Annotated in this window: 21 protein-coding genes; 9 read left to right on the top strand and 12 right to left on the bottom strand. The window is 70.1% G+C overall.

Features of this window, described 5'->3' with window-relative positions:
• Positions 1-20: 20 nt before the first annotated feature.
• A complete protein-coding gene (locus J2X20_RS16505; protein WP_310266749.1) occupies positions 21-983 on the bottom strand; it encodes a DMT family transporter in 963 nt (320 codons plus the stop codon).
• A 133-nt stretch (positions 984-1,116) separates the two neighbouring features.
• Here J2X20_RS16505 and J2X20_RS16500 point away from each other — a divergent pair, with 133 nt between their 5' ends.
• Positions 1,117-1,998 carry a LysR family transcriptional regulator gene (locus J2X20_RS16500; RefSeq protein ID WP_310266747.1) on the top strand — a complete coding sequence of 294 codons (882 nt, stop codon included), beginning with the start codon at positions 1,117-1,119 and terminating at the stop codon, positions 1,996-1,998.
• A gap of 12 nt (positions 1,999-2,010) precedes the next feature.
• Here the strand turns inward: J2X20_RS16500 and J2X20_RS16495 are convergent, their stop codons facing one another.
• Entirely contained in the window at positions 2,011-2,772 is a 762-nt protein-coding gene (locus tag J2X20_RS16495; protein ID WP_310266744.1) for a D-alanyl-D-alanine carboxypeptidase family protein, read from the bottom strand.
• Between the two features lie 5 nt (positions 2,773-2,777).
• Positions 2,778-3,875, bottom strand: a complete 1,098-nt coding sequence (locus J2X20_RS16490) for a hypothetical protein (protein ID WP_310266742.1) — start codon at positions 3,873-3,875, stop codon at positions 2,778-2,780.
• 340 nt (positions 3,876-4,215) lie between these two features.
• Here J2X20_RS16490 and J2X20_RS16485 point away from each other — a divergent pair, with 340 nt between their 5' ends.
• Together J2X20_RS16485 and eutC are read left to right on the top strand one after the other, a co-directional pair.
• Positions 4,216-5,586, top strand: coding sequence for an ethanolamine ammonia-lyase subunit EutB (locus J2X20_RS16485; RefSeq protein WP_310266739.1), 1,371 nt, complete (start codon positions 4,216-4,218; stop codon positions 5,584-5,586).
• On the top strand, positions 5,583-6,374 hold the full coding sequence (gene eutC, locus J2X20_RS16480; protein WP_310266737.1) for an ethanolamine ammonia-lyase subunit EutC: 792 nt from the start codon (positions 5,583-5,585) through the stop codon (positions 6,372-6,374). The genes J2X20_RS16485 and eutC overlap by 4 nt, the downstream gene beginning before the upstream one ends.
• Here eutC and J2X20_RS16475 read toward each other — a convergent pair.
• The 4 genes from J2X20_RS16475 to J2X20_RS16460 all read right to left on the bottom strand — a co-directional run bounded on the left by J2X20_RS16475 (position 6,371) and on the right by J2X20_RS16460 (position 8,813).
• Positions 6,371-6,568 carry a hypothetical protein gene (locus J2X20_RS16475; RefSeq protein WP_310266735.1) on the bottom strand — a complete coding sequence of 66 codons (198 nt, stop codon included), beginning with the start codon at positions 6,566-6,568 and terminating at the stop codon, positions 6,371-6,373. The two genes, eutC and J2X20_RS16475, sit on opposite strands and share 4 nt — an antisense overlap.
• A gap of 72 nt (positions 6,569-6,640) precedes the next feature.
• Positions 6,641-6,991 carry a PRC-barrel domain-containing protein gene (locus tag J2X20_RS16470; protein WP_310266733.1) on the bottom strand — a complete coding sequence of 117 codons (351 nt, stop codon included), beginning with the start codon at positions 6,989-6,991 and terminating at the stop codon, positions 6,641-6,643.
• A 144-nt stretch (positions 6,992-7,135) separates the two neighbouring features.
• Positions 7,136-7,777, bottom strand: coding sequence for a response regulator (locus J2X20_RS16465; protein WP_310266732.1), 642 nt, complete (start codon positions 7,775-7,777; stop codon positions 7,136-7,138).
• Complete coding sequence (locus tag J2X20_RS16460; protein WP_310266731.1) at positions 7,752-8,813, bottom strand: sensor histidine kinase; 1,062 nt, start codon at positions 8,811-8,813, stop codon at positions 7,752-7,754. The genes J2X20_RS16465 and J2X20_RS16460 overlap by 26 nt, the downstream gene beginning before the upstream one ends.
• A gap of 136 nt (positions 8,814-8,949) precedes the next feature.
• Here J2X20_RS16460 and J2X20_RS16455 point away from each other — a divergent pair, with 136 nt between their 5' ends.
• On the top strand, positions 8,950-9,363 hold the full coding sequence (locus J2X20_RS16455) for a response regulator (protein ID WP_310266729.1): 414 nt from the start codon (positions 8,950-8,952) through the stop codon (positions 9,361-9,363).
• Entirely contained in the window at positions 9,360-11,420 is a 2,061-nt protein-coding gene (locus J2X20_RS16450; RefSeq protein ID WP_310266727.1) for a PAS domain-containing hybrid sensor histidine kinase/response regulator, read from the top strand. Before J2X20_RS16455 ends, J2X20_RS16450 begins: the two co-directional genes overlap by 4 nt.
• Positions 11,421-11,495: 75 nt before the next feature.
• On the opposite strand, the gene J2X20_RS16445 is transcribed toward J2X20_RS16450, so the two are convergent.
• From J2X20_RS16445 to J2X20_RS16435, 3 genes are read right to left on the bottom strand one after another with little or no spacing between them, the layout of a single operon-like run.
• Complete coding sequence (locus J2X20_RS16445; RefSeq protein WP_310266725.1) at positions 11,496-11,885, bottom strand: RidA family protein; 390 nt, start codon at positions 11,883-11,885, stop codon at positions 11,496-11,498.
• Positions 11,882-12,244, bottom strand: coding sequence for a TolB family protein (locus tag J2X20_RS16440; protein WP_310266723.1), 363 nt, complete (start codon positions 12,242-12,244; stop codon positions 11,882-11,884). Before J2X20_RS16440 ends, J2X20_RS16445 begins: the two co-directional genes overlap by 4 nt.
• Positions 12,187-12,747, bottom strand: coding sequence for a TolB-like translocation protein (locus tag J2X20_RS16435; protein WP_310266721.1), 561 nt, complete (start codon positions 12,745-12,747; stop codon positions 12,187-12,189). The genes J2X20_RS16440 and J2X20_RS16435 overlap by 58 nt, the downstream gene beginning before the upstream one ends.
• A gap of 178 nt (positions 12,748-12,925) precedes the next feature.
• Between J2X20_RS16435 and J2X20_RS16430 the strand changes: the two genes are divergently transcribed.
• Together J2X20_RS16430 and ku are read left to right on the top strand one after the other, a co-directional pair.
• Positions 12,926-13,102, top strand: a complete 177-nt coding sequence (locus tag J2X20_RS16430) for a hypothetical protein (protein WP_310266719.1) — start codon at positions 12,926-12,928, stop codon at positions 13,100-13,102.
• A gap of 8 nt (positions 13,103-13,110) precedes the next feature.
• Positions 13,111-13,983 carry a non-homologous end joining protein Ku gene (gene ku, locus J2X20_RS16425; RefSeq protein ID WP_310266717.1) on the top strand — a complete coding sequence of 291 codons (873 nt, stop codon included), beginning with the start codon at positions 13,111-13,113 and terminating at the stop codon, positions 13,981-13,983.
• Positions 13,984-14,303: 320 nt separating this feature from the next.
• Here the strand turns inward: ku and J2X20_RS16420 are convergent, their stop codons facing one another.
• Both J2X20_RS16420 and J2X20_RS16415 read right to left on the bottom strand, forming a co-directional pair.
• A complete protein-coding gene (locus J2X20_RS16420; RefSeq protein WP_310266715.1) occupies positions 14,304-14,876 on the bottom strand; it encodes a DUF6037 family protein in 573 nt (190 codons plus the stop codon).
• A gap of 129 nt (positions 14,877-15,005) precedes the next feature.
• A complete protein-coding gene (locus J2X20_RS16415) occupies positions 15,006-15,464 on the bottom strand; it encodes a hypothetical protein (protein ID WP_310266713.1) in 459 nt (152 codons plus the stop codon).
• A gap of 283 nt (positions 15,465-15,747) precedes the next feature.
• Between J2X20_RS16415 and J2X20_RS16410 the strand changes: the two genes are divergently transcribed.
• Positions 15,748-16,239 carry a MarR family winged helix-turn-helix transcriptional regulator gene (locus J2X20_RS16410; RefSeq protein WP_310266710.1) on the top strand — a complete coding sequence of 164 codons (492 nt, stop codon included), beginning with the start codon at positions 15,748-15,750 and terminating at the stop codon, positions 16,237-16,239.
• Positions 16,236-17,270: a S41 family peptidase gene (locus tag J2X20_RS16405; protein ID WP_310266708.1), complete on the top strand. Its 1,035-nt coding sequence runs from the start codon at positions 16,236-16,238 to the stop codon at positions 17,268-17,270. Before J2X20_RS16410 ends, J2X20_RS16405 begins: the two co-directional genes overlap by 4 nt.
• The last annotated feature ends 4 nt before the right edge of the window (positions 17,271-17,274 follow it).

The following is a 17,274-nucleotide window of genomic DNA, read 5'->3' as shown; positions in this document are numbered from 1 at the left end:
GGCTGTGAGCCCCGCTCAGGTCAGCGTGTGCAGGGCACCGTGCCGAGGGCGCGCGGCGCGACCACCGGCACGGCCTTGGGCGTCCACACCGTCAGCGCCAGGCCGATGCCCACCAGCGCCGCGCCGGCGATCTCGTTGGCATGCGGCGCCTCGCCCAGCACGGCGCGCACGGCGATGACGGACACCGGCACCATGTTCAGGAACAGCGTGCCCATGGGCGCGCCCAGGCGCTTGACGCCCGCGTTGAAGGCCAGCACGCCCAGCACGGTGGGGATGAGGGCGATGTAGACGAGCTTGGGCGCCAGGCTCAAGACCAGCTCGATCGACGGCGCGGGGGCCCAGCCCACGAGGGTGGCGAGCACGGCGGCCACGGCCAGCCAGGGCAGGGCGCCGATGGCCGTCAGGGCGGCGTATTCCAGCGGGCTGTGGTCGGGCAGCTTGGCCATGGAGCGCGTGTAGAACACCCAGCCCAGGGTGCCGGCCAGCGTGATGGCGTCGCCCAGCAGCATGCGGGCATTGACCTCGCCCGTCACTGAATCATTGGGGCCGAGCAGATTGGCCACGGTGGCCACGCCGGTCAGCGCCAGGGCGGCGCCGGCCACGGCGCGCAGCGGCGGGCGTTGGCCGTCCAGCAGCCAGCGCAGGCCCAGTGTCGTGAAGGGCATGGTGGCCATGATGACGGAGCCATGCGAGGGCTGCGACAGGCGCAGGCCGTGGAAGACCATGATGCTGAACACGCCATAGCCGGCCAGGCCGACCAGGCTGTGGCGCAGCGCATGGCGGCGCAGCTTGGCCCAGGGCTGGCTGCCGGCAAAGTGCACCAGCAGGGCCAGCACGCTGGTGGCCAGCGCATAGCGCACCAGCGTGAACCAGACCGGGTCGAGCTGGGCGACGACGGGCTTGCCGATCAGAAAGAGGCTGCCCCAGGCGGTGGTGGCGAGCAGCAGGGCGAAGATGGCACGGAGGTTGGAGGTGGCGGTCATGGAGGTGCTCCAGACGGATTTCGATGGGAATCAGTCTGGGCGCCGCGCGCGAATCCATCCATTCGTTTCGGCCGACTGCCCCGTTCGGAAAATCCACACCCCCGACCTGCGCGGCATGTTCAGAATGCCGGCCATGGAGATCTACCAGCTCAAGACCTTTGTGGCCGTGGCCACCGAGGGCAACCTGACTCGCGCCGCGGAGCGCGTCTTCACCAGCCCGCCGGCGGTCAGCGCCCAGCTCAAGGCGCTGGAGGACGAGTTCGGCGTCAAGCTGTTCGAGCGCAGCGCCCGCGGCATGGCGCTGACGCCCGCCGGCGAGCGCCTGCTGGAGGAGGCGCGCCGCACGCTGGCTGCCGCCCAGGGCATGCAGGCGGCGGCCGCGCAGATCCGCGGCGAGGCGCGTGGCCAGGTGCGCATGGGCACGGTCAGCGACGCGGTGGCCCTGCGCCTGGGCGAGGTCTTCGTGCACCTGGCCGAGCACCATCCGCTGGTGCAATTGCAGCTTCAACAACTCGTGTCGCTGCGCGCCATCGCCGCCGTGCGCAAGGGCGAGCTGGACTGCGCCTGCGTGCTGCACGAGCACGCCGAGATCGAGGGCCTGGAGCTGAAGCGGCTCCAAGCCTGTGAGATCGTGCCCGTGGTGCCGCAGCGCCTGCTGCTCAACGGCGGCCTGCCGGCCGACCTCGCCGGCCTCGCCACCCTGCCCTGGGTGACCACGCCGCCCGACTGCGGCCTGCGTGTGCACCAGGAAAGGCTGTTCAGCCAGGCGGGCGCGGTGCTGGAGGTTGGCCTGCAGGCCGACACCGAGGTGGCGGTGCGCAGCATGGTGGCGGCCGGCATGGGCGCGGGCATGGTGAGGCGCGACCAGGCCGTGCTGATGGAAGACGCCGGCCAGGCCCGCATCTGGCCGGGCTGGGCCGCGCCAACCTGGTTCTGCTGGATCAGCAGCCCCGCCGCCATGGCCGTGCCGGCCGTGGGCGCGGTGCGGGACGCGGTGGCGCAGACCTGGGTCTGAGCGCCGCCCGCTTCAAGCGATCAGCGGCGGGCGCTCCGTGCTGGCCAGGGTCGGCGCGCCAGGCAGGTTCTGGCCGCGCCAGCGGTCCACGGCGGCTTCCATCAGGTCATGCCAGCTGTCGTCACCGCCGTCGGGCCAGCGGCCGGCGCGCAGGTCAGCCAGCTGCACATGCAATTCGGCATGCGGCACCTCCCAGCTCAGGCTGTGCAGGCCGACCTGGTCGATCAGCTCGCGCAGCTTGCGCCAGTGGCCCGCGCGCGGGCCGCTGTCGTCCCAGCTCCACTGGCCGTTCTCGAACAGCACGAAGTCCACGGCCAGGCCGTACTGGTGGAAGGACTCCCAGGCCCGGGCATTGGTCACCTTGCCGCCCGGGCGCGTGCGGCCTTGCTCGTAGAGCCAGTTCTGGCGCTCCGGCGAGCGGTAGGCCTCGAAGACGCGGAAGGGCAGGGACTGCTGGGCGAACAGCTGCAGCAGCTCCTCGACCTTGGCGCGCATGGCCGGGTGCAGGCGCGCCAGGTCGCGGTCCTTGACGTTGACGTCGGCCGTGGGTGGCGGTGGCGCGGTCCCGGCCGTCGCCTGCACCCCGCGCAGAAAGGCGCTGGCCACAAAGCCGTTCAGCGCTCCGGCGGCGACGGCCATCCAGCCGCCCTGGGCGGGCTGGGCGCCGACGACGACATCGCCGCGCTTGAGCACGCCCAGCACGCGGCCCTGCGTGCCGGCCTGGTCGCGCAGGTTCAGCGCCTCGGCGGTCACTTCATAGGTGGGTGCGGCCATGGTGGTCAGCCTTTCGCGGTCAGCTCGAGCAGCTTGGTGGTGGCGTCGGCGAACGCTTGCGTGGCCTGCTTGAGGGCCTGCAGCTCGGCGCTGGCCTGGGCCAGCGCCTGCTGGGCCGCGTCGCGGGCGGCCGCTTCGCCGCCGGCCGGTGCAGCGGCCACGGCGGCCAGCTTGGCCTGGGCGGCGGTCAGGGCCGTCGACAACTTCTCGCGCAGGGTGTCGAGCTGGCCGTCCAGATCGAGAGCCTGGGCCAGGGCCGCGGCCACGCCGGGCGCCGGGCCGCCCTCGGGCGTCGGCTGGGCTTTCAAGCGCTCCAGGGTCTCGCGCTGGGCCTTGATCTGGGCCTCCAGGCCGTCACGGTCGCTGGCCAGGCCCTCGGCCTGGCGCTGCTGGGCGCCGGGGTCGGTGGGCGCGGCGGCCGCTGCGCCACGCATGCCGTCGCCCGCGCTCTTGCTGCCGAAGTAGAAGCCGACCACCGTCGTCAGCAGGGTGATGATGGCCGTGAGCAGCTGCTTCTGCGCGTCCAGCGCGCTGGTGCTGGGGCGCGACTCCATCGTGTAGAGGCTGAGCCTGGCGTTGGCCCCGGCGTCGTTGCCCGCCGCGGCGCGGCCCGGCGAGGCGACGACGACCAGCACCGACTTCACCTGCTTGTAGCGCTCCAGCTCGGCCTCCAGCCGGGCCACCGGCACCTCGACCTGCTCGAAGGGCTTGTCGCTGGGCCTGGGCGTCTGGGCCTGGTCCAGGGTGTCGCCGAAGAATTTCAGGCCGAACACCGCGAACAGCACCATCACGCCGACCGCCAGCAGGGTGCGCACCGAGCCCGAGGGCAGGCCGAAGGCCTCGTTGGCGTCGTTGAGCTTGAGGCCGCCGAAGACGATGGCCGTCAGCGTCAGGGCGGTGGCCGTCAGCACCAGCAGGCCGACAAACCACAAGGCCGAGTCGCTGTGCTTGTCCTGCTTCCATAGCATGGCGGCCAGCACCGCGCAGACCAGCAGCAGTCCGATCACGCCCCATTTGACTCGCTGGGAGATCTTGTTGTCGTCCATGGCCACCTCGCGCGCGGGAAAGACCGCCACCCTAGCCGCCACGGCCGGGTTGGGCATCCTCAGCCTTGCGGAGCCGCAGGCGTCATGGCTTCGTCATGCAATCGCAGCGGCGGCAGCGCAAACTAAGGGTCTGTTGGCGCTGAGGGGGTCGGATGCGTTGTCGCTCAAAAGCCCGCGAGCAAGGCGTGAGGCGAAGACGGGTTGGTTACCCGGCAAGGCCGAGCAACGCCGCGCGCGGGCTTTTGAGCGACAACCCTGAGGGAGAGGGGCTGCGCGGGCGCATGGCGTTGTTGCGCGCCTTGCCCGGGCACCCGGCCCGGGCTTCAGCGCGGCGTCTAGCCCTGCACCCGCGCAGCCCCTCTCGCACCGATCCCCTCAGCGCCAACAGACCCTGACCATGGCCTACACGCACACCCTGGGCGGCGAGCGCTTTCAATTCGCGGATCTGCGCATCCTGCTGGCCCGCGCCAGCCCGCGGCGCTCGGGGGACGAGCTGGCCGGCGTGGCCGCGGCCAACGCCCGCGAACGGGTGGCGGCCCAGCTGGCCCTGGCCGAGCTGCCGCTGAAGGCCTTCCTCAGCGAAGCCGTCGTGCCCTACGAGGACGACGAGGTCACGCGCCTCATCGTCGACACCCATGACGCCGCCGCGTTTGCGCCGATCGCGCATCTCACCGTCGGCGGCCTGCGCGATGCGCTGCTGGCCGAGGCGGTCGACCCGGCGCAGATTGCTTCCGGCCTGACGCCCGAGATGGGCGCCGCCGTCAGCAAGCTCTGCCGCGTGCAGGACCTGCTGCTGATCGCCCAGCGCTGCGAGGTCGTCACGCAGTTCCGCAGCACCCTTGGCCTGCGCGGGCGGCTGGCCACGCGGTTGCAGCCCAATCACCCGACCGACGACGAGGCCGGCATTGCCGCCAGCCTGCTCGACGGCCTGCTGATGGGCGCCGGCGACGCCGTCATCGGCATCAACCCGGCGACCGACAACCTGCCCCAGGTCATGCGCCTGGTGCAGATGCTGGACGCCGTCATCGCCCGCCACGAGATCCCGACGCAAAGCTGCGTGCTGACCCATGTGACGACGACGCTCGAAGCCATCCACCGCGGCGCGCCGGTCGACCTGGTGTTCCAGTCCATCGCCGGCACCGAGGGCGCCAACCGCGGCTTCGGCATCACGTTGGCGCTGTTGGAGGAAGCTCAAGCCGCGGCACTGGCGTTGAAGCGCGGTGGCCGCCACGTCATGTATTTCGAGACCGGCCAGGGCAGCGCCCTGTCCAGCGGCGCCCACCATGGCTGCGACCAGCAGACGCTGGAGTGCCGAGCCTATGCCGTCGCGCGGCGCTTCGAGCCGCTGCTGGTCAACAGCGTGGTCGGCTTCATCGGGCCGGAGTATCTGTTCGACGGCAAGCAGATCCTGCGCGCCGGCCTGGAGGACCATTGCTGCGGCAAATTGCTCGGCCTGCCCATGGGCGTGGATGTCTGCTTCACCAACCATGCCGAGGCCGATGTCGACGACGTCGACGGTCTGCTGACCCTGCTGTGCGCAGCCGGCTGCAACTACATCATGGGCGTGCCGGGCTCGGACGACATCATGCTGGGCTACCAGAGCACCAGCTTTCACGACGCGCTGGCCATGCGCCGCCTGCTGGGCCTGCGGCCGGCGCCGGAGTTCGAGGCCTGGCTGCAGCGCATGGGCATCTTCAAGGCGGGCGACGTGCCGCGCTTGGCGGACGGCCTGCCGGCGCGCTTTGCGGCGCTGCTGGAGCAGTCATGAGTGTTGTCGAGCAGCCCTGGGCACGCCTGCGCCGCTACACGGCCGCGCGCATCGGCCTGGGCCGCGCCGGCGTCAGCGTGCCGACGGCGGCCCACTTGGCCTTTCAGCAGGCGCACGCCGAGGCGCGCGATGCGGTGCATGCGCCGCTGGATGTCAATGCGTTGCTGGACGGGCTGAGGGCATTGGGCGAGGCCCCGCTTCAGGTGCAAAGCCGCGCGACCGATCGAGCCGCCTATCTGCAGCGGCCCGACCTGGGCCGTCGGCTCGATGAGGTGGATGCCCGTGCGCTGCAGGCGTTGAATGCTTCCCCGGTCGATCTGGCCTTTGTGCTGGCCGATGGCCTTTCCGCCCTGGCCCTGCAACGCCAGGCCTTGCCGCTGTTCATGGCACTGCGAGAGCGGCTGGTGCAGGAGGGCGGCTGGACCTGGGCACCGCCTGTCGTCGCGACCCAGGCGCGCGTGGCGCTGGGCGACGAGGTGGGTGAGCTGCTGAAGGCGCGCTGCGTGGTCGTGCTGATCGGCGAGCGGCCGGGCTTGTCGGCGCCGGACAGCCTCGGCATCTATTTCAGCTGGGCGCCGCATTTAGGCTTGGTGGACGCCGAGCGCAATTGCATCTCCAACGTGCGGCCGCAAGGCCTGGCGCCCGCGGCGGCCGCGGCCAAGCTGCATGCATTGCTGCGCCTGGCGCGAACCCGTCGGCTGAGCGGCATCGCGCTGAAGGACGAGGAAGACGAGCGCGCCCTGCCGGCGGCGGCGGGCGCGCCGTTGATGCGGTTGCTCGCCGGCTAGCGGTTGGGCCGCGGTGTCATCGTGTCGATGCCGGCGCCGGGGTCTTCCTCGCCGGCCACCGAGTCGTCGAAGGCGCCGTCCTTGACGTCGCGCGCCGGGCGCTGCTTGGCGGTCGGCCGTTCAACGTCACCGGACCGCGGGGCGGTGGCGGCGGGCTCGGGAGGGATGGGCGGTGTGCGGGTGGGGTCAGGCATGGTGGCCTCCGGGTTCAAGCAGGAAAAGGGGCGGCAGCGCCGCCCCTCGATCGCCAAGCGGCGCGAGCCGGCTTACATCCACCAGGTCGAGCCGTAGTAGTCGTAGACCTTGCGGCCGTATTCGTCGCTGTAGGTGGGGGCTTCATCGCTGGGGTAGCGCGGGGCGCGTTCCAGCTGGGCCTTGTCGACGTTCACGACATAGCCGTCCTTGCTGGTGTCGTACTTCAGCTGGTCCCAGGGCAGGGGATAGCGGTCGGTGCCCATGCCGAGGAAACCGCCGAACTCCAGTGCCGCATAGCGGACCTGGCCGGACTTCTTGTCGATGACGAGGTCGTCGATGGAACCGAGCTTGTCGCCGCTGGGGCTGTAGACCTTGGTGCCTTCGACCTTGGAGGACGAGATGGTGGGACTGACGCTGGACATGATGGACTCCTGTAGTGAACACGGGTCACGGGGCGGGCATTGGCCCGCTCCGCCAGGTGCTGTGCACCATGCGTCCAATATGCGCGGATCCCGGCCGCGGCACAGTCGGGCTGGGCCCCCCGGCGCTGTAGGAGTGGGCCGACCTCAGCCCTCGTCCAGGCTGATCAGCCCCTCGCGCAGGGCCCATTTGACGAGGCCCGCGATGTCGTTGAGGCCGAGCTTCTTCATCAGGCGGCTGCGATAGGTGTCCACGGACTTGGGCGACAGGTGCAGGGCCTCGCCGATGGCGCTGCTGGTGGCGCCCTGGGCCACCATCAGCAGGATCTGGCGCTCGCGCGGCGACAGGTCGTCCTCGTCGCCGGGGCTGCCGGCGCTGGTCAGCATCGAGGCGGCGAACTCGGCGGCCTGGGGGCTGAGGAAGCGCTCGCCTGCGGCCACGCTCTTCACGGCCTGCAGCACCTCGGAGCTGGCCGAACCCTTGAGCAGATAGCCCCAGGCGCCCAGCTTCAGCGCCTCGGCGACATGGCGGGGCTGGTCGGACATGGTCAGCACGATGACGCGCAACTGCATGCCGCGCTTTTGCAGCTCGGCCAGCAGCTCCAGGCCCGAGCGCTGGCCCAGGCGCAGGTCCAGCAGCACGACGTCGGGCAGCAGGCGGCCCAGGTCGGCCAGGGCCGGGGTGGGGCCGGCGGCTTCGCCGATGACCTCGTGACCGGCCGTCTCGAGCACGACGCGCAGGCCGTCGCGCATGATGGCGTGGTCATCGATCAGGTAGATGCGGCTCATCGGCTTCCCAGGTCAGTCCGACCATGGTGCCATGGCCGGCGCGGCCGTCAATGCGCAATTCGGCGCCTATGGCCAGAGCGCGCTCGCGCATGCCGATGAGGCCGAGTTGGCCCGGCCCTGGCGGTGCCTGCAGGCCCTGGCCGTCGTCGCTGACGCTGAGTTCGAGCTGGAACTCGTCGCCATCCAGGCGCACCTTGATGGCTTGGGCCTGGGCATGGCGCAGCGCGTTCAGCAGGGCCTCGCGGGCGATCATGAAGGCGGCGTATTCGACATCGGCCGGCCAGCGCTGCAGCTGGGTGCTGTCGCTGGCCTGCAGTTCGATGCGCGCTTCGCCGTCGCCGCCGTGGTGCTGGCGGATCTCGTTGTCGATGGCGGCGGCCAGGCCGAGTTCGTCCAGTAGCGGCGGACGCAGCTCGGCCAGCACGCCGCGCACCTGGCGGTTGGCCAGCACGATGAGATTGGCGATGCGCTCGTCCATGCGCTCGCGTTGTTCGAGCGCGCCGCCCCGCGTGGCCTCCCAGTGCAGGCGCAGCGCGGCCAGGGTCTGGCCGAGCTCGTCGTGCAGGGACTGGGCCAGGCGCCGGCTGCTGCGCTTCTCCTGGTCGAGCAGGCGGCGGTTGAGCTGGGTGATCTCGTCGCTCGTGGCTTCGATGAGGCGGGCCTGGGCAGCACGCCTGCTGGCGTCGCGCAGGATGAGGCCGAAGCGGGCGGGGTCGGCTGTCGCGTCCAGTGCGTAGAGTGCCCCTTCGAAGCGGTGCTCGCCGCCGTCGTGCCGGCGGCCGCGCACACGCAGCTCGCACAAGCCGTCGATCTGGGCCGCTCGCATCCAGGCGGCGCAGCCATCGAAGCCGGGCAGCAGCTCGTCCAGCGGTCGGCCCAGGGCGTCTGCGTGCGCGTGGCCGCTGATCAGCGTGGCGCCGCGGCTCCACGCCAGCACGCGGCCGTTCGGGTCCAGCGTGGCGAACAGGGTGTCGACGGCGACATCGGCCAGGGCCGGCAGCAGCGCGAAGGGCCGGGTCAGCGGGATGCAGCTCATGCAGCCACTGTCGGCCAAGAGATGTAACGGCGCCATCAGCTTTGTGTAGGGGATTCTTGATGGTCGATGTCGGGGATGCCGGAAACCCCTCAGGACCCCCTCGCCACGCGGTCTTCGTCCGAACAAGATGCGCGCCATGCTCATTTCTGACCCCTCCGAAGCCGCGCCCCTGCTGCTGGCCGGCACCGTGCCCGACAGCGCCGCCGCGTTGCTGCGCGAGGCCCGCTACCGCGTGCGCAGCGCGGCCTCGGCCGCCGCCCTGCTGCGCCTGGCCGCCGGCGAGCCCAGGCCCGGTCTCATCCTGCTGGGCGAGACGGTGGGCGACCAGCCTGGCCTGGACTTGTTGAGCCGGCTGCGCGACGACGCGACCACGCGGGCCGTTCCCGTGCTCTTCGTGTCGAGTGGTGGCGATGAGGAGCTGGCCCTGGCCCTGGGCGCCGCCGATTGCTTGAGCCTGCCGCTGCGCCCGCTGGTGCTGCTGGCGCGCGTGCAGGCCCAGCTCACCCTGCACCAGCTGCTGGCACGCCCGCCGGCCGGAGCCGCCGCGTGAGCGCCCTGCCCCTCCCCGCCGCAGGCCCGGCGCGCTGGTTGCGCCGCCTGCGCGACGCCGGCCGGGCCCGCCTGCTGCGGCGCCGCAGCCAGGCCCTCGGGGCCCAGGCCATGCAGATGCTGGACGCCGTGCTGGCCGATGCCGGCGTCGCCGTCGTCGTCTACGACGCCGAGGGGCATTGCCTGGTCTGCAACGCCGAGGCGGCCCGCGTCGCCGGCCTGGCCGTGGTGCCGCCGCCGGGCAGCAGCCTCGTCGGCCGCCTGCCGGATGTGATGCTCCATGGCCCCTTCGAGGCCGTCGACGCCGAGTCCTGGCAGACGCCGGCCGGCCCGCGCCTGTTTCGCGTCAACCGTGGCCGCCTGGCCGGCGACGGCGGGGCGCGCTATCTCGTCGCCCGCGACGTCACCGAGCAGCGCCACGCCGCCGAGCGCCTGGTGCGCAACGAGCAGCAGTTGTCCTTGGCCATGCGCGGCGCCGCTCTGGGCCTGTGGGACTGGCAGGTGGCCAGCGGCGAGGTCCATGTCAACGAGCGCTGGGCCGAGATGTTGGGCTATCGCGTCGAGGAGATCGAGCCGCACCTGGACAGCTGGCGCGCCCTCGTCCATCCCGACGACTGGGCGGCCATCGATGCCTCGCTGCTGCCGCATCTGCGCGGCCATACCGACAGCTACCGCTGCGAGCACCGTCTGCGCCACCGCGACGGGCATTGGATCTGGGTGCTGGACGCCGGCCAGGTCGTCGAGCGCGACGCCGAAGGCCGGGCCCTGCGCGCCCTGGGCATCCATCTGGACGTGACCGATCGCCGCGCCGCCATCGACGAGCTGGAGCGCTCCCGCCGCGAGCTGGAGCTGCGCGTGCGCGAGCGCACCGCGGCGCTGGAACAGGCCACGGCCGAGGCACGGGCGGCCAACGAGGCCAAGTCCGCCTTCCTGGCCAATATCAGCCACGAGATCCGCACGCCGATGAATGCCATCGTCGGCATGTCACGCCTGCTGTCGCGCTCGACCGTCGACACCGAGCAGGCGGCGCGCATCGCCACCATCGAGAGCGCCGCCGGCCATCTGATGACGCTGATCGGCGATGTGCTGGACTTGTCCAAGATCGAGGCTGGCCACATGGAGCTGGAGCAGTTGCCGCTGGCACTGCCCGAGCTGCTGAGGCAGTCCCTGGGCCTGTTCAGCCCCCAGGCCCAGGCCAAGGGCGTGGGCCTGCGGCTGCATGCAGCCGGCTTGCCCGAGCGCCTGCTCGGCGACCCGACCCGGCTGCGCCAGGCCGTGCTCAATCTCGTCGCGAATGCGGTCAAGTTCACCGACCGCGGTGAGGTGGTGCTCAGCGTGGTGCAGCTTCCTGACGCGAGCGGCGCCGCGGTGAAGCTGCGCTTCGAGGTCAGCGATACCGGCCCGGGCTTCGCGCCCGAGGTGGCGGGCCGCCTGTTCAGCGCCTTCGAGCAGGGCGACGCTTCCATGGCGCGCCGCCATGGCGGCACCGGCCTGGGCCTGGCCATCACGCGGCGCATCGCCGAAATGATGGGCGGTGAAGTGGGCCTCGCCAGCGAACCCGGCCGGGGTGCGCGCTTCTGGTTCACAGCCCGGCTGATGCGCGACCAGCGCCCGGCCAGCTTCGAGGAGGGCCAGCCGCTGCGCCTGTCGGCTGCCGAGCGCTTGCGCCTGCGTCATCACGAGCGCCGCGTCTTGCTGGTCGAGGACAACCCGGTCAACCAGGAGATCGCAGTGGCCGTGCTGGCCCAGGGCGCGCTGGAAGTCTGCGTCGCACCCGATGGCGAAAGCGCGCTGCGCGAGGCCGCCGCCTATCCGGCCTTTGATGCCGTGCTGATGGACCTGCACCTGCCCGACATGGACGGCTTCGAGGTCACGCGCCGCCTGCGCGAGGGCGGCCTGAGCGCCCCCGTGCTGGCGCTGACGGCCAGCGCCATGCCGCTGGAGCGCGCCCACTGCGAGCGCCTGGGCATGGCGGCCTTCCTGACCAAGCCGCTGGACCCCGATGCGCTGCACGAGGCGCTGCTGGCGGTGTTTGCCAGCCTGCCGCAACCGGCTTGAGCGCAGCTCAGTCGGCCGCGATGGCCTCGATCTCCAGCAGCCAGTCGCTGTCGTAGATGCCGGCGATCAGCACCGTCAGTGCCGGGCTGCGGGCGCCCAGCACTTCGCGACCCATTGCCGCAGGGGTAGCAGGCCCCGCGCGTGCTTGCGGTCGCCGAGATAGGTCGTGACCTTGACGAGCTGGTCCAGCGTCATGCCGGCCGCTTTCAGCTGGGCGTCGACGTGGGCCCAGACCAGGCGGCATTGCGCGGCAAAGCTCTTGGGCACGGCGCCGGCTTGGTCGATCGGGATCTGGCCGCTGATGAAGAGCAGGCGCGACGGCGCCTTCAGTTCCAGGGCCTGGGCATAGCCGCCCGATGGCGCGGGTGCGTCGGCGGCGTTGATGGCGCGGGTCTTGTTGGCGGCCATGGCGGCTCCTGTCAGTGGGGTGAGGCCGAGGGCGGCAGCACGGCGGGTGAGGGTCATGGCTTGCTCGCCGGGCAGGCCGGTGGCCAGGAGGGATCGGCGCCGGCCTGGAGGTCGATGAGGAAGAGCTCGCCCGAGCGCTTGCCGTCGGCCTGGGCGAACAGCAGCCGGTCGGCCCTGGGCGACAGCAGCGGGCCGACCTGGAAGACGTCGTCGCGCGCCGGCACACGGCCCAGCGGCCGCCAGCCGTCGCCCTGGCGCGCATAGCGGTAGAGATGCGAGCGGCCCCCGCGGTCGGACACGACGACGGCCTGCTTGCCATCGCCGGACATCTCCACCTCGTAGTCGTTCTGCGGCGTGTTCAGCGGCGCGCCGGGATTGGCGACGCGCCAGCCGCCGTCGGCCTGGGGTGTGGCCACATAGACATCATTGCCACCCAGGCCGCCGGGGCGGTCGGAGCCGAAGAAGAGGCGGCCGTCGGCAGGCGGCGCGGCAGCAGTTCGGACTGCGTCGAGTTGATGGGTTCGGGTAAGCGGCGTGGCGGGCCCCAGCCGCCGCGGCCATCGCTGTCGGCGACCCAGATGTCCAGGTCGTCGCCCTGCTTGCCGGGGAAGGGCCGGTTGGAGACGAACCAGAGCTGGCGGCCGTCGGCCGTGACGAAGGGGTTGGCCTCGCTGGCCGGCGGCGGCGCCGCGATGGGCAGGGGCACCGCTTCGCCCCAGCCCTGTGGGCCGCAAGTCGACTGCATGAGGCGGTAGGCCGAGAACTGCGGGTTGGCGCGCATGAAGATCATCGTGCGGCCATCGGGGGTGAAGCTCGGCGAGGACTCGTACTGGTCGGTCGAGACGCGCTCGGGCGTCCAGCGCGAGGGACTGGCTGTGGCGGAGGCGGCGAGGGCGAGGGTGGCCAGCAGGGCCTTCATGGCGGGGGTCGGGTGTCAGGTCGGGCGCAGTCTGGCGCCGTGGCAGGGCGCTGACCTTCGGCATCCCGGATTCGCGGGCCGATGGTCGGCGCAGACCTACAGCCCAACGGCCCGAGCGCCGACTGCAGCCGGAAGGCGGGGCGACGAAAGTGCTGTGATCACGTCCGATGCCTTGCCCATGCCGCCCCGCCACAGATTCCAGCACTTGACCGTGGCCGCCCTGGTCGCCGTGGCGGCGCTGAGCGCCTGCCGCAAGGAGGTGCCGCCGCCGCCCAGCCCCGATGAGCTGCCCAGGCCCAAGGTCGCCTCGGCGACCTATGCCCTGCCCACCGCCCATGTGCGGCTGGGCCGTTGAGGCGGGTCATGGCGGGTGCCAGCGCCAATCCACGCGCCATCTGGAAGGGCGCCGTCTCCTTCGGCCTCGTCCACGTGCCGGTCTCCCTGCACAGTGCCACCCAGGAGCAGGAGATCGACTTCGACTGGCTGGACAAGCGCAGCATGGACCCGGTGGGCTACAAGCGCGTCAACAAGCGCACCGGCAAGGAGATTGCCAAGGAGCACATCGTCAAGGGCGTCAGGCTGGAGGGCAGCGATGACTATGTCGTGCTGTCCGACGACGAGATCAAGGCGGCCTATCCCAAGCGCACCCAGACCATCCAGATCGAGAGCTTCGTGAAGGCGGCGGACGTGTCCTTCGTCTACATCGAGAAGCCGTATTACCTGGCTCCCGATGGCCGCGCGGACCGCGTCTATGCGCTGCTGCGCGAGGCGCTGCAGGCCAGCGGCGTCATCGGCATCGCGCGCTTCGTGCTGCACAACAAGGAGCATCTGGCCGCGCTGATCCCGGCCGGCCCGGCGCTGATGCTGGGCGTGCTGCGCTGGGCCGAGGAGATCCGCTCGCCCAAGGCGCTGGACCTGCCCGCGGCCGGCGCTGCCAGCGTCAAGGCCGCCGAGCTGAAGATGGCCCAGCAGCTCATCGCGCAGATGACAGCGGCCTGGAAGCCCGAGCAGTTCAAGGACGACTTCACCGAGGCCATCCATGCGCTGGTCAAGCGCAAGGCCAAGGCGGGCAAGAAGGCCAAGGTGGAGCCTTTCGAAGAGGCGCCCGATATGAGCAGCAGCAATGTGGTCGACCTGACCGAGTTGCTCAAGCAGAGCCTGGGCGGCAAGCCGGCCAAGGCGCCGGCGAAGCAGGCGGCGGCCAAGAGCAAGACGCGCGGCAGGAAGGCCGCTTGATGAGGGACTGAGTGCTCCAATGGCTGGCTCTAGTGAAGCCAGCGCCGTGACCCGCACCAAGCACTGGGACGCAATCCTCACACACTGGAGAAGGTCCGGCATCGCCATCCGGCACGGCGTGTCCATGCACGACATCGAGGCCTTCCAGCGGCGACTGTCGGGTTGCTTCCAAGGCTGAAGTTCGAAGAGCGCTAGATCGATGCGGTAGCCGCGACGCATCGCGCGACCCTGAACCCGGCTCTCACTGAAGACTGAACTTTCGGATGTTTGTCTCACCCAAGTCCGAACCCTCGCGGCGAGATGGCCGCTGAGCATGGTTGCTAGTCCGGGATCGCAAGAGCCACCGCCTTTTTGGGATCGTTCGTCCAGCGAGTGCTCTGGTTGCGCTGTTTGGAGAAGTCATGGGCTTGCCGGCCCATCAACCGGTGCGTCTTGTCCAAGTTTGCCGATGTGACTTGATTGCCCTGCTTGGTGTTGTCTAGCCAGCCGCAGAAATACAGCCGGTCGGCTTGCTCGAGGCCAGGGTAGTACTGCCCGATGTCACGTGGCGTTGGCCGCTGATCCGGCGCGGCACGATCGGGGATGTGGCGATTGAACTCGGCGAAGAAGGTACTCGGATCCAGCCTGATGTTCGTACCGGCATCCTGAAAAAGCGCATCTCGAAGCGGTCCGTACAGGTCCCCGAGAAATGGATTGATCTCGAAGCCAGGCAGCACTTGCTTGAAGATCGCAAAGTTATGCCCCAAGCAGCCCATGACCAACTCGAAGGGCTGGGTATCGATAAAGAACAGGCATTCGAAGGTCAGGTGGTTCAACCGGTAGCGGAACTTCACGCGTCCCATGCCTTGCTCGCGCATGCTGCGGTGCAGCGCTGCCAATCCCGTCAATCTCATCTCTAGGATCTCCTTGGTCTGTCGTTCCAATGTGCGGGAAGCTCGTTGGAACTGCCGCTAAGGTCGCGACAGAATGTTGTCGTTCGCATAACGGCGATCACGCCAGCAACAGCCTCGCCCCCCGCTGACCTATCGAGAGTGCTCATGGGCGCGCGCATCGACTTCATAGCGAGAGTTGTAGTAGCCCACCTGCGCGACGTCCTCCAGATACAACGGTAGGAACCGAGCAATAGAGCCTGCCTGCTCGTACTGATGAACGTGCCTGAGTTCATGCGAAACCAACCGTGCCGACGCCTTCCCTCTGCGGATAAAGATGCCGTATCCGAGAGTCAGCCCCGACGTGTCTGGTCCCAAGAATTCTTCTAACCGAATCGCCCGCTGCAGCGCGGGGTCACTGGGGATAGGGATCGCGTCCACCAGCAATATCCGCACGCGCTCCACCTTGCTCACCCCAACCCGGCGGGCAAGTTCAATACCAGCTTCGTTCAATAGATCCCCGAATCGTCCGATGTGAAGCTCACACTGCTGCGCCCATTCAATTGCCGATGGCATGATCGTTGGTAGTAGTCCAGCAAGCGCCTCGTTCACCGTCCGTCCTCCCACGTGAATCGGCTTGCAACGGCTGGACTCGATCGGCAGTTGACCGCCGGCCGGTCACACACAGCTGACGTACTTAGACGACGCAAGCGCTACGCGCATGACGGGCGACGCCGAGCAGCTCGCTCCCGTGTATCGGATCGGCTGCAACGATGGCCAAGTGGCGGCGTCAATCGCGTGCGGGCCTCTCCGCCGAAGGCCGCCTGCATTTCAAGCAAACCGTCGATGACCATGACTTTCGGCAATTTATATAAGCGCTTATCAAATGCGCAGCATGACACGCCCCGGCCTTGGTACCCAGCTGCGCACCCTGCTCGAACTGCTCGACGGCGAACTTGAGTCCATCTACACGGAAGAGGGCCTGGACTACCGACCGCGCTTCACGCCGGTGCTGCGCGCGCTGCTGGATGAATCACCGCTGACCGTGGGCCAGATCGCCGCCAAGGCGGGCATCAGCCAGCCCGCCGCCACCCAGACGCTGAACCTGATGCTGGCGCGCGACTGGGTCGAGCCGCAGGCCGACCCGGCCGACGCGCGGCGGCGCCTCTATGCGCCCAGCGCCAAGGCGCGCGAAGCCCTGCCGAAGCTGCAGGCCATCTGGGCCGCCACCGGCGGCGCGGCGCGCGGGCTGGACGCCGAACTCTCCACGCCGCTGTCCGCCCTGCTGGACGAAGCCATCGCCGCGCTGCGCGCCCGCTCCTTTCCCCAGCGCCGCCGCGATGCCGCGGCGGCGTTGTCCCGTCGCCCCAAGAAAGAAAAACCATGAAGACCCTGGCCCTTGCCGCCCTGCTCGCTGCCTGCCTGACTGCCTGGGCCCAACCCGCCCCCGAAGGCCCGCCCGGGCCCCCGCTGGACGCCGCTGCCCGCACCCAGGCGGCGCGCGAATTGGCGCGCCAGCTGCGCGAGCGCTACATCTTTCCGGAGCGCGTCAAGGACATCGAGCCCAAGCTGCAGGCAGCCGCGGCCGAGGCCAGCGACGCGCCGGCCCTGGCCCGGCAGCTGAGCGCCGTGCTCGCCGAGGCGACGCAGGACAAGCATCTGCGCGTGGACGTCATGCCCGAGATGCCCGGCCGTGCCAAGGCCGAGGCCGCCGAGATGGCGGAGAGCTTTCGCTACGGCAATTACGGTGTGACGCGGGTGGAGCGCCTGCGCGGCAACATCGGCCTGTTGGAGCTGCGCCAGTTCGCGCCGGTGCGTCAGGCCGGCCCCGTCATCGCTGCCGCAATGACGCTGCTGGCCAATACCGACGCCCTCGTCATCGACCTTCGCCGCAACGGCGGTGGTGACCCCGAGACAGTGGCCCTGCTGGCCAGCTATCTGTTCGACAAGCCCACGCGCCTGATCGACATCCGCTGGCGCGCCGGCAACCGCCTGGAGCAGCACTGGACGTCGGCCAAGGTGGCCGGACCGCGCTATGGCCAGCGCCGCGCCGTCTATGTGCTGACCGAACACGAGACCTTCTCCGCCGCCGAAGACTTCGCCTATGGCATGAAGGCGCGCCACCGCGCGACGGTCATTGGCGAGACGACGGCCGGCGGCGCCCACCCGGGCGACGGCTTTCGCCTCAGCCCCGAGCTGATGGTGTTCATCCCGACCGGCCGTTCGGTGGACTATGTGGACGGCGGCAACTGGGAAGGCAAGGGCGTGACGCCCGACCACCAGGTGCCCGCCGCCGAAGCCCTGACGCTGGCCCAGCGCCTGGCCATCGAGCAGTTGCTGCCGGCGCAGAAGCACCCGATGAAGAAGGGCGGGCTGGAGCGGGCGCTGAAGGCGCTGGATGCGCCGGCCAAGCCTTGATCGG

It is taken from the genome of Roseateles saccharophilus, assembly GCF_031458095.1.
GTDB lineage: Bacteria > Pseudomonadota > Gammaproteobacteria > Burkholderiales > Burkholderiaceae_C > Pelomonas > Pelomonas saccharophila_A.
This window is presented reverse-complemented; position numbering and strand designations above follow the sequence as displayed.

Bases quoted from the DNA above. Each gene is read 5' to 3' on its own strand.
- J2X20_RS16465 (WP_310266732.1), bottom strand. From the start codon at position 7,777: ATGAGCCGCATCTACCTGATCGATGACCACGCCATCATGCGCGACGGC.
- ku (WP_310266717.1), top strand. From the start codon at position 13,111: ATGGCGGGTGCCAGCGCCAATCCACGCGCCATCTGGAAGGGCGCCGTC.
- J2X20_RS16435 (WP_310266721.1), bottom strand. From the start codon at position 12,747: ATGAAGGCCCTGCTGGCCACCCTCGCCCTCGCCGCCTCCGCCACAGCC.
- J2X20_RS16485 (WP_310266739.1), top strand. From the start codon at position 4,216: ATGGCCTACACGCACACCCTGGGCGGCGAGCGCTTTCAATTCGCGGAT.
- J2X20_RS16500 (WP_310266747.1), top strand. From the start codon at position 1,117: ATGGAGATCTACCAGCTCAAGACCTTTGTGGCCGTGGCCACCGAGGGC.
- J2X20_RS16505 (WP_310266749.1), bottom strand. From the start codon at position 983: ATGACCGCCACCTCCAACCTCCGTGCCATCTTCGCCCTGCTGCTCGCC.
- J2X20_RS16470 (WP_310266733.1), bottom strand. From the start codon at position 6,991: ATGTCCAGCGTCAGTCCCACCATCTCGTCCTCCAAGGTCGAAGGCACC.
- J2X20_RS16420 (WP_310266715.1), bottom strand. From the start codon at position 14,876: ATGAGATTGACGGGATTGGCAGCGCTGCACCGCAGCATGCGCGAGCAA.
- J2X20_RS16455 (WP_310266729.1), top strand. From the start codon at position 8,950: ATGCTCATTTCTGACCCCTCCGAAGCCGCGCCCCTGCTGCTGGCCGGC.
- J2X20_RS16405 (WP_310266708.1), top strand. From the start codon at position 16,236: ATGAAGACCCTGGCCCTTGCCGCCCTGCTCGCTGCCTGCCTGACTGCC.
- J2X20_RS16460 (WP_310266731.1), bottom strand. From the start codon at position 8,813: ATGAGCTGCATCCCGCTGACCCGGCCCTTCGCGCTGCTGCCGGCCCTG.
- J2X20_RS16410 (WP_310266710.1), top strand. From the start codon at position 15,748: ATGACACGCCCCGGCCTTGGTACCCAGCTGCGCACCCTGCTCGAACTG.
- J2X20_RS16430 (WP_310266719.1), top strand. From the start codon at position 12,926: ATGCCGCCCCGCCACAGATTCCAGCACTTGACCGTGGCCGCCCTGGTC.
- J2X20_RS16445 (WP_310266725.1), bottom strand. From the start codon at position 11,885: ATGACCCTCACCCGCCGTGCTGCCGCCCTCGGCCTCACCCCACTGACA.
- J2X20_RS16475 (WP_310266735.1), bottom strand. From the start codon at position 6,568: ATGCCTGACCCCACCCGCACACCGCCCATCCCTCCCGAGCCCGCCGCC.
- J2X20_RS16490 (WP_310266742.1), bottom strand. From the start codon at position 3,875: ATGCCCAACCCGGCCGTGGCGGCTAGGGTGGCGGTCTTTCCCGCGCGC.
- eutC (WP_310266737.1), top strand. From the start codon at position 5,583: ATGAGTGTTGTCGAGCAGCCCTGGGCACGCCTGCGCCGCTACACGGCC.
- J2X20_RS16495 (WP_310266744.1), bottom strand. From the start codon at position 2,772: ATGGCCGCACCCACCTATGAAGTGACCGCCGAGGCGCTGAACCTGCGC.